Source organism: Shinella sp. 1A1, from assembly GCF_055379515.1.
The window spans coordinates 1,729,833-1,745,020 of record NZ_AP039672.1 but is presented as its reverse complement, the minus strand read 5'-3'; the positions used below and the strand labels follow the sequence as shown (position 1 = coordinate 1,745,020).

Annotated in this window: 14 protein-coding genes and 1 tRNA gene; 5 read left to right on the top strand and 10 right to left on the bottom strand. The window is 61.6% G+C overall.

Annotated features, from left to right (window positions below):
* Positions 1-36 precede the first annotated feature (36 nt).
* The 7 genes from scpB to ACZ48C_RS24870 all read right to left on the bottom strand — a co-directional run bounded on the left by scpB (position 37) and on the right by ACZ48C_RS24870 (position 6,842).
* A complete protein-coding gene (gene scpB / locus ACZ48C_RS24900) occupies positions 37-729 on the bottom strand; it encodes an SMC-Scp complex subunit ScpB (protein ID WP_464783324.1) in 693 nt (230 codons plus the stop codon).
* 2 nt (positions 730-731) lie between these two features.
* Positions 732-1,685, bottom strand: coding sequence for a DUF1403 family protein (locus ACZ48C_RS24895; protein ID WP_464783323.1), 954 nt, complete (start codon positions 1,683-1,685; stop codon positions 732-734).
* 419 nt (positions 1,686-2,104) lie between these two features.
* On the bottom strand, positions 2,105-2,446 hold the full coding sequence (locus ACZ48C_RS24890; RefSeq protein WP_162911176.1) for a hypothetical protein: 342 nt from the start codon (positions 2,444-2,446) through the stop codon (positions 2,105-2,107).
* Between the two features lie 316 nt (positions 2,447-2,762).
* Positions 2,763-3,506 carry an ATP-dependent metallopeptidase FtsH/Yme1/Tma family protein gene (locus ACZ48C_RS24885; protein ID WP_464783322.1) on the bottom strand — a complete coding sequence of 248 codons (744 nt, stop codon included), beginning with the start codon at positions 3,504-3,506 and terminating at the stop codon, positions 2,763-2,765.
* On the bottom strand, positions 3,499-5,529 hold the full coding sequence (locus tag ACZ48C_RS24880; RefSeq protein WP_464783321.1) for an ATP-binding protein: 2,031 nt from the start codon (positions 5,527-5,529) through the stop codon (positions 3,499-3,501). Before ACZ48C_RS24880 ends, ACZ48C_RS24885 begins: the two co-directional genes overlap by 8 nt.
* The gene (locus ACZ48C_RS24875) at positions 5,526-5,873 is read right to left on the bottom strand and encodes a hypothetical protein (protein WP_119254555.1); all 348 of its coding nucleotides are present in this window, start codon (positions 5,871-5,873) and stop codon (positions 5,526-5,528) included. Before ACZ48C_RS24875 ends, ACZ48C_RS24880 begins: the two co-directional genes overlap by 4 nt.
* An 81-nt stretch (positions 5,874-5,954) precedes the next feature.
* Positions 5,955-6,842, bottom strand: a complete 888-nt coding sequence (locus tag ACZ48C_RS24870) for a hypothetical protein (RefSeq protein ID WP_464783320.1) — start codon at positions 6,840-6,842, stop codon at positions 5,955-5,957.
* Positions 6,843-7,807: 965 nt separating this feature from the next.
* On the opposite strand from ACZ48C_RS24870, the gene ACZ48C_RS24865 reads away from it, so the two are divergent.
* From ACZ48C_RS24865 to ACZ48C_RS24855, 3 genes are read left to right on the top strand one after another with little or no spacing between them, the layout of a single operon-like run.
* Positions 7,808-8,458, top strand: coding sequence for a hypothetical protein (locus ACZ48C_RS24865; RefSeq protein ID WP_464783319.1), 651 nt, complete (start codon positions 7,808-7,810; stop codon positions 8,456-8,458).
* Entirely contained in the window at positions 8,455-9,441 is a 987-nt protein-coding gene (locus ACZ48C_RS24860) for a DNA cytosine methyltransferase (protein WP_464783318.1), read from the top strand. The genes ACZ48C_RS24865 and ACZ48C_RS24860 overlap by 4 nt, the downstream gene beginning before the upstream one ends.
* Complete coding sequence (locus tag ACZ48C_RS24855; protein ID WP_464783317.1) at positions 9,442-10,101, top strand: hypothetical protein; 660 nt, start codon at positions 9,442-9,444, stop codon at positions 10,099-10,101. It abuts the gene before it with no gap.
* 69 nt (positions 10,102-10,170) lie between these two features.
* Here the strand turns inward: ACZ48C_RS24855 and ACZ48C_RS24850 are convergent, their stop codons facing one another.
* The 3 genes from ACZ48C_RS24850 to ACZ48C_RS24840 form a co-directional block, all read right to left on the bottom strand.
* Positions 10,171-11,127: a hypothetical protein gene (locus ACZ48C_RS24850; protein WP_464783316.1), complete on the bottom strand. Its 957-nt coding sequence runs from the start codon at positions 11,125-11,127 to the stop codon at positions 10,171-10,173.
* 346 nt (positions 11,128-11,473) lie between these two features.
* Positions 11,474-13,495 carry a hypothetical protein gene (locus ACZ48C_RS24845; RefSeq protein ID WP_464783315.1) on the bottom strand — a complete coding sequence of 674 codons (2,022 nt, stop codon included), beginning with the start codon at positions 13,493-13,495 and terminating at the stop codon, positions 11,474-11,476.
* Between the two features lie 166 nt (positions 13,496-13,661).
* A tRNA-Gln gene (locus tag ACZ48C_RS24840) sits at positions 13,662-13,736 on the bottom strand.
* Between the two features lie 204 nt (positions 13,737-13,940).
* Here ACZ48C_RS24840 and ACZ48C_RS24835 point away from each other — a divergent pair.
* On the top strand, positions 13,941-14,237 hold the full coding sequence (locus ACZ48C_RS24835; protein WP_318913663.1) for a cupin domain-containing protein: 297 nt from the start codon (positions 13,941-13,943) through the stop codon (positions 14,235-14,237).
* Positions 14,234-15,181: an MBL fold metallo-hydrolase gene (locus ACZ48C_RS24830; protein ID WP_464783314.1), complete on the top strand. Its 948-nt coding sequence runs from the start codon at positions 14,234-14,236 to the stop codon at positions 15,179-15,181. Before ACZ48C_RS24835 ends, ACZ48C_RS24830 begins: the two co-directional genes overlap by 4 nt.
* Positions 15,182-15,188 lie beyond the last annotated feature (7 nt).

The following is a 15,188-nucleotide window of genomic DNA, read 5'->3' as shown; positions in this document are numbered from 1 at the left end:
GTCTATCGTGAAACGATGGGCAATCCACAAATCCCGCTAAGCCCTCAAGTCGGTCTCCGGCTTAATTTCTTCGACGATTTCCTTCCGACCAAGCAACCCCGCATCCTCGAGCGCCTCGATATCCGGCAGATCGCGCAACGTCCGCATGCCGAAGGCTGACAGGAACTGCTTCGTCGTGACATAGGTATAGGGTGCACCCGGCGTCGGGCTGCGAGGGCCTGAGGCGAGGAAGTTGGCATTGCGGAGGCTGGCGATCGTGTCGCGGCTGACCTCCTTGCCAAAAATCTTCGACAGATCGCCGCGGGTGATCGGCTGGAAATACGCAATCGCCATCAGCACCATGGCCTCGAAGTCGGACAGCGCTGGCCCCGCCCCGCGCGTCGAAGCCTGCGACGCCCGGATCGAAGCGGCGAAACGCGAACGCGTTCGGTGCTGCCAGCCGCCGGCGACGAAGACGATCTCATAGGGCCGGCCACGGAGTTCGTCCTGCAGGTCGTCGATCAACAGGTCGATGCTGCAGTCCTTGCCGACGACACGCGCCAGCGTCTCGCGACCGACCGGCTCGGCCGCGGCAAAAATCACCGCCTCGACGCGCTGCATCCATTCGCGCCAGCGCAGCTCCGGCGGCAGATCCGCCAGCTCCCGATCAAAGAGAGGTTCATCTCCGGCCTTCGCTTGCGCAGTGCGCTTTTTGCCATGCGGTGGTTTGGCTGCGTCCGGTTCCGCCATCGTCACAGCCCATAGATCCGGAACGCGCTGCGGCCGGACAGTTCGCGCACGGCGCCAAAGCCTTCCAGCCGGTCGAACAGCCGGGTCGCCGCCCAGCGCGAGAGATTGCTGCCGGGGGCTGCGGCCGCCACGGCATCCGCGTCGAGCAGCGCCTGAATGACGGCGCCGGCGCCCTTGGTGCGGACCTTTGGCGCGGCAGCGCGCAGCGTCTCGGCGCGCCGCGCGATCTCGCCGGCGGTGCGCAGGGCCGCGCCTGTCGCCTCGGTGAGGGCAAGACAGACGGCGCGGGCAAAGGCCGGCTCGCCTGGACGGACGCGGCCCCTGCCCCCAAGCGTCTTGAAGGCCGGGCCATAGCGCTCGGCCATCAGCAGCGGCACGGCACAATCCCATTTCAGCTGCGCGGCGATCAGCAGATCGGCCAGCATCCAGGCAAGCGGTTCGGCATCCGGCCGCACGGCATGGATGGCCGTGACCAGGTCCGCCGCGGCGAACGGCGCGGGACGGCCGGATTGCAGCGCATCGTCGGCATGATCGACCGCCGCGGCCAGCCTGTCATCCCAAGCCAGCCCCAACAGATCGGCAAGCTCACCCACTGCCTTCGAGGAAAAGGCGGGTATTCGGGTGGAAAGCCTTTTGGTGGCCAAAAACACCTTTCCGGCCGGGCCGGGGTCGTCGCCGGCGGCCGTCAGCAAAAGCGCATCCCGCAACGCGGGCTCGTCCTCGCTGCGCCCCATCAGCCGGACCGCGACGGCAGCACATTTCAGGGCCTGGCGAGAACGCCAGCAGCCAGCCCAGACGGGTGCCGAGCGGACAAAATCGTCCAGCGATTTCAAGGCGATGCCGGCGGCGAAGGCGGCGGCAAGCGCGTCCGGCTCCCGGCCGCGCGGCAGGGTCCAGCTGGGCAAAGCGGCCGGGAATACCGGCGAGGTGACGAGAGGGGTGACGGGCGAATCCATGCCGCCATTCTAGATCAATTGTGCGGTTTATGCCAGAGTTACGCGTAATAACCGCACGGCTTGTCTTACTCCAATAATGATGGATAAGATTGCATTATCAATCATTTACGCGATATTAAATCCCCAATTGGCGACTAAACTGGCGATAACTCCCAACTCTTCGAGAGGCCTAACGTCACCAATAATCTGAGACAATGATACGAGTCATTTGGCTCGGCAAACGAGACCTCCTCCTCCGAGATCATTGAATGACCCTCACCCTTTTATGAAGGGGTCGCCCGCATCCTTTTGCAAACGTCGTTTTGCGAAGTAATGGGGAGAGAGCGCAGAATATTAGACGACATCGTTTGCCGAGAGGATGCGGGGGGCATGCCGGATCAATCGCCTAGAAGGCGGCCTGGACACCGACAGACAGCGCATCACTGCTGGTCCCCGCGGGTACAAGCCTTCCCCTCCAGATATCGCTTGATACGGAAGGGCCTTATGTCGGGCTCGTACTTCTCCGCCAGCGCCTCGAACACGACCTCGCTCTCGCACATATCGAAGCCCTGGAGCACCAGTTCGGCGACGATCTCGTCGCAGAGCCTGTCGAGTATCTCGTCGCGTTTTTTCTTCTGTTTCGCCGTCACGATCATCTGCCACAATAACGTGCGGGCGATATCGTCCCGCGTCGGCCGCCTGTTCTCCCGGGCATCGTCCCTCACCCTCTGCTGGCGAACCCGCTGCTCGGCATTCCTCTGTCGTATCGATTTCCTGGCCATATGCTTGTCTCCTTGTGTTGGAGACCCAGCCTCGCCGGCGGCGATGCAAGTGACAAACGAGGTTTGCAGACCGCGCTTCCCCTCGCCCGCAAACGCCGTTTCCTGCAAACGGGGTTTGCCACTGAATCGCGGTTTCCCAATCCGGCAACGCGGATTTCCTGCCGGGAATCGCGTCAGGGTAAATTGAGATGATGTGTTTCAACATGCCCGCAACCCACATCGGATCGGCGCAAATCGACTTGATGCAGAACGACGTGCGGACACGGCGCAATGCCGCCCCCGCACGTTGATCGACCATGTCGGCGACGTATTCGAGTCAGCCAGCCTCGCACTTTGCGGCGTTGATCATTTCCCGCAGTTCGTCGCCCGACACGATCCCGACTGCACTCAGACGTGTGGCGATCTCGCGGTGCAGGTTCCGATGCTCCTCCAGCAGTTGCCTTGCAATGGCCTCGGCAGCAAGGAGCCGTGCATGAACCCGCTCGGCTAGGTCGCGATCAAGGGCGAGCTCGTTCATCGCCGCGTTGGGCGGGCGGTAGAGCAGCGGTTGATGGCGGGAGAAGCCGAGCCGCGTCTCCGCGGCCAGCGCCATGTCCGTCGCCCGCGCCAGATCGCTCTCATCTGCACCGCCAGCCCCTGCAAGCGTTTCGCCGAACAGCAACAGCTCCGCCGCCCGCCCCGCCAGGATCGCGGCCATCGCGTTCATCAGCCAGGTCTCGTTCTGCGGCAAACGATCGTTCGCGACGGTTGCGACCATACCGAGGCCGTGGAGACCGATGCTCGCGGCCTGCACCTCGGCAATGCCGGTCAACGTGTAGACCAATGCATGTCCCGCCTCATGCACGCTTGCCCGCCGGCGCAGATCGTCGGACATCGCCGCCTGTCCATCGCGCAGGGCCGTTTCGAGATCGTCCCAGACCATCGCTCGTCCTTCACGCCGCAGCTTGCTCCTGACTTCGCGAACGAGACGCTCGATATCGGCGCCCGTCCGGCCAAGCGCCAGCAGTGCGAGCGGACGCAAGCTACCCGGAGACCGGGAATGATCGGCAGCTTCAGTCATGACGGCGTCCTTTCTCTGCTTGCGGCTTGTAATCCGGCTCATGCCGGACTGGCGGCTTACCATTTATGGGCGGCGGCGGGCGCAGACGTCGCGGTGCGTACGCCACAGGCGCGGAAGCGAGCACCGCATGGAGATCGGAGCCGAGGTGATGACCGAGGATGCCCACCAATGCCTCCAGGTTGGGCATTGGAATCTGGACGTGGGTTTCCAGCCGGCCGGAGCGCAACAGCGCCGGATCGATCCTCTCCGGAAGGTTGGTGGCCCCGACGACGATGATGCCTTCCGTCTTCGAAGCCCCGTCCAGCAGTTCGAGCATGCGGTTGATCAGCGACGCCCAGTAGTCGTCGTAGTTTCTGCTGCCCGCGCCCTGCCGCCTGCCAATATTGTCCAACTCGTCGATGAACAGGATTGACGGCGCGCGCTCCGTGGCGACGATGAAGGATGCCGACATGCGTGTCAGCACATCGCCGAGATAGCCGGGCTCGAGCCAGCGGGCGACCGATGTCGCCAGCAAGGGAACCTCGAGCGTGTTGCAGAGCGCCCGGGCAAAGATCGTCTTGCCGGTTCCGGGCGGCCCCGACAACAGAAGCTTCGTCGTCATCTCGTCCCAGCGCAGTTTCCCCTGCTTCCAGAGCAGCAAATCAGCCTTGAGGTTGAGCGCCCAGTCACGCGCCGGGCCGTAACCGGCAAGCGTCTCGACGGACAGCAGACGATCCTGCTGTGACGGTGTTCCCGCCGCATCAGCCGCGGCCGCGTCGCTATCCGGCGGGGTGACCGGCTCGATCACTTCGATACCGACATCCTGCGGCTTCTTCTTTCCGGCATTCCTTTGCGACGTCGTCTCGCTGGCCCGCCCCTTTCCCGACCGCTGTTTCCGGCCTCGCTCATCCTTGCCCTCCCGCTCTTCCTCTTCCTCGGCCGCCGAGCGCTCGGCGAGCATGGCCAGCACCGACAGCGTCTGCTCGACCGCCCTCCCCGGACGAACTGCAAGCGCGACGTCGTCGAGGGTCAGGCTTTCCGGATCGAACGCCATGTCATCCATGGCGATCAGGCTTTGCTTCGGGGGAGTGCCACAGCAGACATGCAGCAGCTCCGCGAGCATCTCATAATCGATCCCACCACATTCGAGGACGAGATCGGCGGTCTCGGTGACGACCGGCGTCAGGGCGGAACGGGTCTCGTCGGCAAGGAGGATCGGCGCAGGCTCATCGAGGAGCGCCTGACGAAACTGCTTCCGGATGTCCTGATCGTCCGTATTCTCGACTGCGATACCCGAAAGCGTCTTCAGCTTGCGCCGATTCACCGCGGACTGCTGCTGCCTGTACCGGCCGGACAGAGGATTATCACGAAGCACGTCTTCGAGCGCCGCCCGGAACGGCAGGAGCAAGCCATCCTCAAGCATCATGCCGAGGCACAGCTCGAAGCGCGGCACGGGCGCCTTCAACAGGACAAACGGCGCTGCGGGACGCAGCGCCTCGATCAGCGTCTGTATATCAGGCAGACTGGCGCCGACGGCGCGGGCAACGAGCAGCGCAACGGCCGCACGGACGGGATTTGGCGGCGGCAGATGCTCGCGAAGAAGCGCAGTGACATAGGGAAAGTCGATATCCAGCGTGCCAGCGCTTCGGCTACCCGCTGTGCTGACCCTTTGGACTTTCCTTCGCCTGCCCTTCGGCTGATCCTCCGATGCGCCCACGGTTCGGCATTCGAACGTCACAACTCCGTCGACCGCATCCTCATCCGGCACGATAAAGGTGATGGGTTCGTCGGCGCGTTGACGAGGAGCGCGGCCCACGCCCATCATCCGCGCGACGGTCGCGCGATCCCGATCGGGATTGCCGGTCAGCAAATGCCAGGCCTGATCGGTCACCTTCCAGATCGTCCCTTTCCGTTCCTCCCCCTCGATGAAGGCGGACGTCAGCAATCCCGCATCGCCCGCCCGCTCATAGAGCGTCAGCACGGCGCGGCGGCGAAGGCGCTTCAGGAGATAGCGCGTCATCCGATCCGTCAGCATGTCCATCATACAGTCTCCTTCACGAGGGACGCACAGAACAGGCGGTTTCCGGAAAGCCAGTCGCGGATCATGCGGCAGGTCGGGTCACCCTGATTGCAGAGATCGATCAGCCAGACGCGCAACTGCGGCGGCAGGCTATCGAGACGAACGCCCTTGCGGCGGGCAAACCGGATCGAGGCGCGCACGACCGCGGCGACATGCGCAGCGCAGTCCTCAGACAGGGCGCTGTGCTCACCAGCAGATTCGACCGCAGCGGTGAACGCGGCCGCCCGCTCCTGCAAAGACGGCGCCGTCATCACCGGCAGGGTTCGCGTGATCGGGAAGGGAATGACATTGGAAGCGGGTTGCGTCATGGCAGACGTCTCCTCATCGCCTGTCCGAAGGACCAGGCGTCAAAACAGTTTCAGCAAGGGAAGAAGGTGTGGTCCGGGCAGCTACGGGCTGGCGGCCCGCGGCGCGCGCGCAAAGCCTATCGCGACGGGAAGCCGCGGCCGGCCCCGAGTCTCTGTTCCGCAGACGTCGTCGCCATCGCAATGAAGCGTCGACGCTTTCCGGGCATTGCCGGCAGAAGTAACCTGCCGACAGCTGGCCAGCGCCGCCGACCAGTTCTCCTCGACCCGGCGCTGGAAAAGCTCGCGCAGATGCGCCATGGCCTCGCCGGCTCCGGTAACCTCAAGAAGATGATCGAGATGCGAGAGCGGCCAGACACCGCCGTCGATATCGGCGCGCTGGTTTTCCGCATTGAGGACGACCACCCGGACCTCTTTCGCCCGCAGCCTGCGATGCTCTTTATAGAGCAAGTCGGGAACGACCAGTGCCGCCGCCAGCATCCTGCTTTTCAGTTCGGCGATGCGAGACAACTCGTACGAGCCGAGGCTTCTCTTTACGTCGACTAGATGCGCGACCTCGGTCCTGCGGTTCAGGATCAGCAGATCAGGCGTGTAAGTCTTGCGCCCGCCGCTATCGGCATCGAGACTGAGCGAGCGGTACAATGCCGGATCGTTCATCTCGACGAGTTCGCTGGCGGCCTTCGTGACCGGCAGGCGCAGGTTCTGCGTCAGCACGACGAGATCGGGATTGCGGCCGGCAACCAAGGCGATGCCGCGCTCCAGCAGCTTGCCCTCGGCGGCCGGCACGGCGCGTAGCACGGCGGTCACCTCGATCATGCCCGCATCGAGCGCCCGACTAAGGGCATTGCGCGACAGACCCGTCGCGACGATCTCGTCGACGAGAGCCTCAAGGGACGGCAGCAGGACCGCGAGATCGGCCGTGTGGGGATAGATTGGCGTCGGCATGCCATTATCTGTGTTCAGGTCCATCATATCTCTCCTGTCGAAGGATCGGGATCACCAGCCCTGCGAACGGCGGACACAGGTCCACGGATGCGGAAACGATTTCCGCATCGGACTTCGCAGAACGGACGATCGGTTGCGATCAGCCGCGGCCGCGCGACATCGACACGGAGCGGCGGTTCTCGACAGGAGAACGGGGAGAAGAAGCTTCCACCCGGGAAGCGAAGCATTTAAGGGTCGACATAGCCGGTAGCCTTTCAACAGAAGGTTTCTGGTCAGGCCCTCGGCGGATGCGCCAACATCCTCGGGGGCCGCTAAGTGTCTGCAGAGGTTTCAGTTTCCACAGACCAGACTGGCATAGCCCGGAGATTCCCTTCCGGCAAGCCGGCGGAACACATCCGGAACAGATAGAGCTCCGGTATGGTTAATGCCGAACGCGGGTCGCCTTCGGAACGCTAGAGCATGCCCCTAGCGCATCCTTCTCGCACCCTCGTGAGAGAAGACCGGCCAGGCGGCGCGACCACACCTCGTCTGCCGACATTCGATCAGACCAGACCAAGAGCCCGATTGAAATAATCACCGATCGCCTGCAAATCCTTCGCCCGCTGAGCCTCCACCTTGCTCGCCGGCCGTTTCTTCGCTTTCGCTGGAGACTTACTGCGAGGTTCTCCATCTTATTCCAATTTTTCTCTGTTTACGCGATACTGCACTCGGAAACTTCAATCCTTTTGGTTCGGAAACCACACGCTGCAACACCAATGGTTCGGCAGGAATTCGAGCCTGTCAATAGCAAAACAATTGTCAACATTGATTTTTTTCGCCTCCCCTTCCAAACGGCCGGCAGTCCAGAAATTAGCGGCACTCTCATACCCTGAAAATAAAGGATTCGGCCTCGCTCCTTCGATATAATATAAAAATAGTCATAATAGGGGTTGTGCTTGGTGATTTTTGCAGTTCTCATTTTCTTATAGCAACAAGTACGGAGTAGCTACGAGATGATACTAAAGACACCAGACTTCCCGGCGCAATTCGAGAAGGCATGCGAGAGCAGCAAGAAGCGGAAGATCGAATATCAGGGCAAGCTCCTCGCTCCGGGCGAGGATGCGGCGATCATTGTCACGCCGGACGCTCTCAGTATCCTTCTCGATGGAAAGCCCGCGCCGGCCGGTCATCCGCTGATGGCGTTGGCGACCAGGCACGAGGAGAAAATCCGAAGCGAAATGGCTGGCGACCTCAGCCTCTTCTGCCGCAAGATCGCCATTGTCGGCCGGTGGAGCGGCGACGGCCAGGACAAGAGTGTGTTCGAGCCCTATCTCCTTAACAGGACCGAGCATGACGGCTCCACGCAAAGCCGTCAGTATGACTATCAGATTTTTCCGCGCGACGACGCTTGGCCGAAGGTCCATTGCGTCGTGAACCTCAACCGGACGATGAGCGGGACGCTCGCACGCCGAACGCTTGTCTCTTTCAGCGAGGCGACCACGACATATCCCCATCTGCACGAGATGCTGATCGGGCTGTTCAACCTGCCGCTCGGTGTCGTGTGGTGTCCGCCGCAAGTTCCCGAGTTTCCGATCCTTGTCGCGGAGTGGAACCGCTTTACGGGCTGGAAGGACAGGAAGGCGCGCAAGCGGGAGCCCGCATGACCAGTCTGCGTGTTCTCGACCTGTTCAGTGGAATTGGCGGTTTCAGTCTCGGGCTGGAGCGCACGGGCGGGTTCAGGACCGTCGCCTTCTGCGGGATCGCAGAATTCCAACGCCGCATTCTATCAAAGCATTGGCCGGAAGCGCCCATCTATCATGACGTTCGAACGCTCAACGCCGACATTCTCAAACACGACGGCATCGCGGTCGACGTCATCTGCGCCGGCTTTCCCCGCCAGGACGTCAGCATCGCCGGTCGCGGCGAAGGCATTGACGGATCAAGGACGGGGCTCTGGCGGGAGGTCATCCGCCTTGCGGAAGAACTCGCTCCACGACTCGTCATTCTGGAAAACATCTCCCAAATTCGCTCTCGCGGACTGGAACGCCTGCTCTCTGCACTCGATGCGATCGGGTATGATGGCCAGAATACGCGCCATCGGCAACGCCGTCGCGCCGTTCATCCCTCAGATGATCGGCAATGCAATCCTTCTCGCGACCGGCTATCCGGCAACAACGAACCCGGACAACCATGGAAGACATGGAATATGATCATCGAGCATCATCATAACGAATATTGCGACGAGGATGTCGTCTACATCTGGATTGACGAGGCCCAGCCGCCCGGTTTCGAGCTTCGTCTTCTCATGGAACTTCTTGCCTTGGCGGGCCCGCGCCGGTTCGGTTCGAGAGATGCTTCAGGGCGAAGGGACGAAAGCGCTTACGCCCTCATAGAGGAGGAGCTGCAAAGGGCGGCATACAAACATGGAGGAGAAATAAGTTCCGATAAGGGCTACAGGTTCGACTATGTGGACGGCTACCGCATCAAAGTGGAATATCTGCCGTTCGGGCGGACCATTCTTGAAGACAGCTGCCACATTCGTCGACGCAATCCCGGAATGCCGCGGGTCTCCTCAGCAGACTTAGAAGGCATGTACGGCGATGGCGCGCTTGCTGGGGTGATAGAGCGGGCGCTTGCGGTTCAATAGATGCTGACACTGGATACACCCGACTTCCCGAACGTATTCGATGACGCGCTGAAGGCCAGGGCGAAAAGCAAGCTTTCCTATCGAGGCAAACTGCTGCTGCCGGGCGAGGATGCCGCAATCGTCGTAACGCCTGATACCCTGCATACCTTCCTGAACGGAGAACCTGTATCGGCGGAACACCCGCTGGCTATGAAGGCGGCGGCTTTCGAGGCGGAGATTCGGCGGGCGGCCGAACGCGATCTCATCCGCCATCGGCAGATCGTCGTCATCGGCCGGTGGCATGCCGGCGACCGCGACCCGAAGGATTTCGAGCCCTATGTCACCCACAAAATCGGCCGCAACGGCACTATGCGAAGCTATCGATACCGCTACAGGATTTTCCCCTGCGACGGCCTGGGCTCGGGTGAGGGATACACCATGAGCTTCGACAACGGCGCGGATGGCGCATCGGCACACAAGACCCTCGCCGCGTTCACCAGAAGGATCACCGCTCCTGAGGGCCTCAGCGAACGCGCCATTATCGCACTCGACCTGCCGAGGGGGGTTGTCTGGTGTCCGGCGACCGGCGCGAGTTTCCCGATCCTCGTCAGCGAGTGGACCGCGTCGGCCGCGGCGACGCAAGACGACACATCCGGGAAGCATACTGCTCCCACCGCATAAACCTGCCCCCAAACGCAAAAAGGCCCCGCACGATCGCGGGGGCCTTTGGATTTGCAGGCGAGCACGGTATCAGGCTGCCCGACGCTCAACCTGTTCAACGGTGGCTTCTTCATCGACGTCTTCGACCTCGCCAGGCAACGGCTCGCCGTGGACGACGAAGCGCAGCAGCGGCACGACTTCATTCTGAAGCCAGGGAACGAAGTCGTCGCGGGCCGGCCAGGACTCGACCCCGCCCATACGGTGAAGCAGCATCTGGACCTCGCGCCAGACGGTCCCTTCCGGAAGCCTGGCCGGCCGCCAGTTGTCGCTTTTGATCATTTGAGGCTGGAGCGGCGCGGCGATGCTGTTGACGAGATCGTGCGCGTGCCGGCAGTCATGAACGATCTTGTCCTGAAGCGCGCCCTTCCGGACGGCGCGCCCGCGAGCAAGCGGCTCCAGCGCCTTCTCAACCTGATCGAGCACCGCCGACATCAGTTGGCCGAACTGAACGGCATCCCGATCGATCTTCCACTCCGCGACCTTGCGAAGACCGGCCGGACCTCCTGCATTGAGGATGGCAGCATCGCTCTTGCGCTTCGGCTTCGTGCCGAGCATCTCCCTGACGTCCTTGACCTTGATGCGCTCGCCGCTCTCCATCTGCGCGATGACCGCCTCGATCTGCGCGGGCTCGCCCTTGGCCAGCTCGAACATCACCGTCGGCAGAATCGCATGCTTCAGCAGAGCGTCCCGATAGTCCCCGAGCCGCTCATGGACCGAGATGTAGTTCCAGGCGGAACGGACGGTATAGTCCGTGAAGACCTTGAGGCACCTGCCGAAGCCCCGTTCCGGGACGAGCGCCTTGATTTCGGCAAAGCAGGCGCCGAGCTCGAAGGCGTGATGGGTAGAATCCCGGTTCAGCGCAACGATCTTCTCCAACGCGCGCCGGAGCGCGTTGTCTTGTTCGCCGACGGTCGCCGAAGCCGCGGCAACTGGCTTTCCCTTCCCCTTCTTCTGGTTGTGACCCTTCAACTTGATGATTGTACTCATATGTGATCCTTTCGGTTATCCAGCACGTTTGCTGTACCTCCATGATCGTTCCATGAGGTCCACCTGTCAAATCGACGACACACATAAGCTATTGATTACAAATATCTTTTATTGATTTTATTGAGTTTTCCGAAGTGCGGATTCGCTTCAAAATGCCAAAACTGCGACAAGTTGACGCACCATAAATGCATCCCCGTCGCACCCCTCAAAATGCAATCATTGATTGATTTTTCAATCGCCAGCAGTCACGATCCGGCAATTATTTCCGCGTCGGACGTCTTTCATCTCAACTGGCGCATCGAGACCCAAATTCGCCCGCAGAGCATCCGCTCCTGCCGCAAGACGATCACGAGTCCGACTTCTTCGACCGCCCGAGGCGTTTCTCGTGATTGACGACCTGCTTGATCAACCTGATTGGATGAGGCAACAGCTTGGCGCTCGGTACGGGAACTACGGACAGTGCCTGCGCCATAACCCTCAATCGTGCAGGATCTGTGTAGCGACCTTCGTTCACGTCATCGTTCGAATGACCGAGGATGTCTTTCCTTATTTCAGGCCGAATACCCCCCTGCTTCATTTCGTTGTTGCACCAATGTCGCAGGGAATGAAACACCTTCCCCTCCTCCTTGGCGTTTGACAGCGCAGCGGCACGCATTTTCTGCCAGTTGTCGTCGAAGACGTCTCCCATCGGCGTTGCACTATTCGCCGCTCGCAATTCCGGAAACAGCAGTTTGTGGCCAGAGCTACGCAGCGCGGCCACATATTCGAGAAAGCCCAATCGAACAAGTTCCGCGTGAATCGGGGTACGGCGCTTTGATTGGGGATTCTTCAACTTGCGAATCCAGTTGTTTTCGATGCGAAAACACGGCAATTCACCATCGTCGTCAATTTCACTAAGCAAAAGCCCGCAATTCTCCTCACGCCGCGCGCCGTTATAAACCGCCATAAGCGGCAACCAATAGGCCGCATCATGGAAAACAGTCTCACCGTTATCCAGTCGTTCGCTCTCGCTTGCCGAGCCGTTCCAGATAGGAAGACTAAATAAAGCCGAGAGTTCATCAGTGCTGAACCGGCCTCGCTCGTCGCGAACGTCTCCCTTCCTCTTCGATCGCAGTCCTGCAACACCTTCATAGTGACCGAAGGGGTAACCTGCATGCTTGCAGACGTCGACAATATTTCCCATCTGCGTCATGTGTCTGTTGATTGTGCTGGTGGAAAATCCTCTTTCATCGGCGGACAAATTCTCCGCGCGCTTCAGGATTTCAGCGACGCTACAATCGAAATCCTTCGGAGATTTCCCGTAGTGCTTCGGCATTTTGTAGAAAATACTCTTGAAATCGGCGATGTGCGACTGCCGCATTCTTCGAGGATCATCATGTCCCATGAATCGGACGAAAAGATTTGCAAGGGCGATATGCTGCTTGCAGGTCTTGTCGTTCCAGTCGCCCGATGCCAGCCGCTCACCCGCTGCCCTTGTCACAAGTTCGACAAGGCCACGGCCTTCCGTATCGAACATCTCCTCTTCGAGGTCGGCACCGTCGGTATCATCTCCCTCAACTTCTTGTGTCGCGGCAGGCTGGGCGGCTGTAGTCCCGCCGGGTTGCCAGGCCATCGGACAGGCTATGGCCGGAGTCTGCGCAGCCAGCGGAAATTCCTCTGGGACCGGCCGTGCATAGGGCGCCGTCGCGGCTATCGCGGTCGGTAGCACGACCTGAGCGGACAGCGCGGCCTGCACAAGTGCAAGATCGTCTTCCCGCACCCCAGACCAACGCCGCTCCGTGTTAAGGAGCGCTGCCGCCATACCGCGCATGTAGATTGATTCTGCCTCCCGGAAATGACCGTCGACAAGTGGGATGTTGTACTGCTTCAAGATACCTTCGAGTTTCTGTCTGCCGGGGCGGGCGAAGCCGGATGTCCTGTGGAATTCAAGGCAATTCCTGACCTCGTCGATCATGCTGTTGTCCAGACCGGCCGCGTACAACGCGCGCTCCTCGATCGGACCGATGGCAGCATTCTCCCCTTGGGCCGCATAGAGCCGAATGGCCCATGCCGACACGGTCTCGCTTCTGCGGGATTTCTGGGCGTCACGGCCGGACGTTATGGCGTCGAGATAATGGCTGTGCTTCGTCGCAACCTGAATCAGTATCCTCTTGGCGTCTTCGGGGGAAATCATCTTGCTCTTCAAGGCTGGCAAAAGACAATCACTGGCGAGCGCAACCTCGGGCGCGATTCTCCTTGCCAGCTCCATCTCCTTGGTGTGCAGGCTCAATTCGAGCCGCATCCAAGCACGAGCACCGGTTCTATTCGGTAAACGCCGCCGCCACCAGTAGACCGAACCGCGTTTGAAGACGTGCTGAATTGCCGTCATGCTGAACCCTTTCTGAAAGGGTGAGCAGGATCTTGTTCGCCTTCCCGTAAGACAGCTGTGTACGGCAGTCGTGTAAGACAAGCCTGTACGACAGTGCCCCGAATTCGATTCCCAGCTAACTCGGAAGTGCTGGAGAACCGGGATTTGACTTGAAATAAGGAAGGACTGGCTGGGGCGCCAGGATTCGAACCTGGGAATGCCGGTACCAAAAACCGGTGCCTTACCGCTTGGCGACGCCCCAACACGGCGGGAGCCTGATAGCAAAGCGGGAGGGCGCGGACAATGCTTAAGTTCCGATTTTGCGCGATTATTCTGAAGCGGTGGACGCCGATTTCGGCGGGCTTGCCGCTTGGCAGGCCGGTGCTGCGGCGATAGGCTCCGGCGGAAAGATCGTCCGCCCGGCTGCAAGCCAAAGCCTCTGCCGCCGTCTTCCCGAGGAGCCGCCATGTCCCAGTTCCGCGCCCGCCCGCCGGCCGTGCCCACCGTTCTTCTCGACGACGCGGTGGTGCGCGTCACGCGCTGGGATTTCGAGCCGGGCGCCGATACCGGCCATCATGTGCACGGGCTCGGCTATGTCGTGGTGCCGATGACGGATTGCGATTTCCTCATCGAGGAGGAGACCGGCGAGCGGCGCGTCCACACCAGGACCGGTGCCGTCTATCGCCGCGAGGCGGGCGTGGCGCACAATGTCGTCAATGGCGGCGACAAGCCGATGAGCTTCATCGAGATCGAATACAAGTGACGGGTAAAGCGAGCGACGGGAAGGACGAAGCGCCGCATTTCGATCTAGCCTTCAGGCCGGCCTATGGCGAGGCGGTGCCGGTCGCGCCGCGTGTGCAGCGCCTCACCGTCAACAATCCCAGCCCTTTCACCTTCCATGGTACCAACAGCTATATCGTCGGCGACCGTTCCGTGGCGGTGATCGATCCCGGCCCGGAGGACGAGGCGCATTTCCGTGCGCTGATGCAGGCGCTTGCCGGCCGCGAGGTGACGCATATCGCCGTCAGCCACACGCACCGCGACCACTCTCCCCTCGCCCGGCGGCTGAAGGCGGAGACAGGCGCGCTCATCGTCGCCGAAGGGCCGCACCGCGCCGCCCGGCCGCTCCATGCCGGCGAACGCAATCCCTTCGCCGAAAGCGCGGACACGGATTTTTCGCCGGACATCGCGCTCGGCCACGGCGAGACCGTCGAGGGCGACGGCTGGGCGCTGACGGCGCTGCTGACCCCCGGCCACACGGCCAACCATGCCGCCTTCGCGCTCGACGGGCCGGACGGCATCGTCTTTTCCGCCGATCATGTCATGGCCTGGGCGACGACCATCGTCGCCCCGCCCGACGGCGCGATGGTGGACTACATGGTCTCCCTGGAGCGGCTGCTGGAGCGGGACGACCGCATCTATTTTCCCGGCCATGGCGGGCCGGTGACGGAGCCGGCCTCCTTCCTTCGCGGGCTGCGCACCCACCGGCGTATGCGCGAGCGGGCGGTGCGCGAGCGCATCCGCGCGGGCGACCGGCTGATCGCCGACATGGTGAAGGTCATCTACCGCGAGACCGATCCGCGGCTGCACGGGGCGGCGGCGCTTTCGGTGCTGGCGCATCTGGAGGATCTCGTCGCGCGCGGCGAGGTGGTGACGGAGGGGCCGCCTTCGCTGAAGGGGCTCTATTTCCCCGCTCCCGGCCTTTGAACATGCG

Bases quoted from the DNA above. Each gene is read 5' to 3' on its own strand.
- scpB (WP_464783324.1), bottom strand. From the start codon at position 729: ATGGCGGAACCGGACGCAGCCAAACCACCGCATGGCAAAAAGCGCACT.
- ACZ48C_RS24895 (WP_464783323.1), bottom strand. From the start codon at position 1,685: ATGGATTCGCCCGTCACCCCTCTCGTCACCTCGCCGGTATTCCCGGCC.
- ACZ48C_RS24890 (WP_162911176.1), bottom strand. From the start codon at position 2,446: ATGGCCAGGAAATCGATACGACAGAGGAATGCCGAGCAGCGGGTTCGC.
- ACZ48C_RS24885 (WP_464783322.1), bottom strand. From the start codon at position 3,506: ATGACTGAAGCTGCCGATCATTCCCGGTCTCCGGGTAGCTTGCGTCCG.
- ACZ48C_RS24880 (WP_464783321.1), bottom strand. From the start codon at position 5,529: ATGATGGACATGCTGACGGATCGGATGACGCGCTATCTCCTGAAGCGC.
- ACZ48C_RS24875 (WP_119254555.1), bottom strand. From the start codon at position 5,873: ATGACGCAACCCGCTTCCAATGTCATTCCCTTCCCGATCACGCGAACC.
- ACZ48C_RS24870 (WP_464783320.1), bottom strand. From the start codon at position 6,842: ATGATGGACCTGAACACAGATAATGGCATGCCGACGCCAATCTATCCC.
- ACZ48C_RS24865 (WP_464783319.1), top strand. From the start codon at position 7,808: ATGATACTAAAGACACCAGACTTCCCGGCGCAATTCGAGAAGGCATGC.
- ACZ48C_RS24860 (WP_464783318.1), top strand. From the start codon at position 8,455: ATGACCAGTCTGCGTGTTCTCGACCTGTTCAGTGGAATTGGCGGTTTC.
- ACZ48C_RS24855 (WP_464783317.1), top strand. From the start codon at position 9,442: ATGCTGACACTGGATACACCCGACTTCCCGAACGTATTCGATGACGCG.
- ACZ48C_RS24850 (WP_464783316.1), bottom strand. From the start codon at position 11,127: ATGAGTACAATCATCAAGTTGAAGGGTCACAACCAGAAGAAGGGGAAG.
- ACZ48C_RS24845 (WP_464783315.1), bottom strand. From the start codon at position 13,495: ATGACGGCAATTCAGCACGTCTTCAAACGCGGTTCGGTCTACTGGTGG.
- ACZ48C_RS24835 (WP_318913663.1), top strand. From the start codon at position 13,941: ATGTCCCAGTTCCGCGCCCGCCCGCCGGCCGTGCCCACCGTTCTTCTC.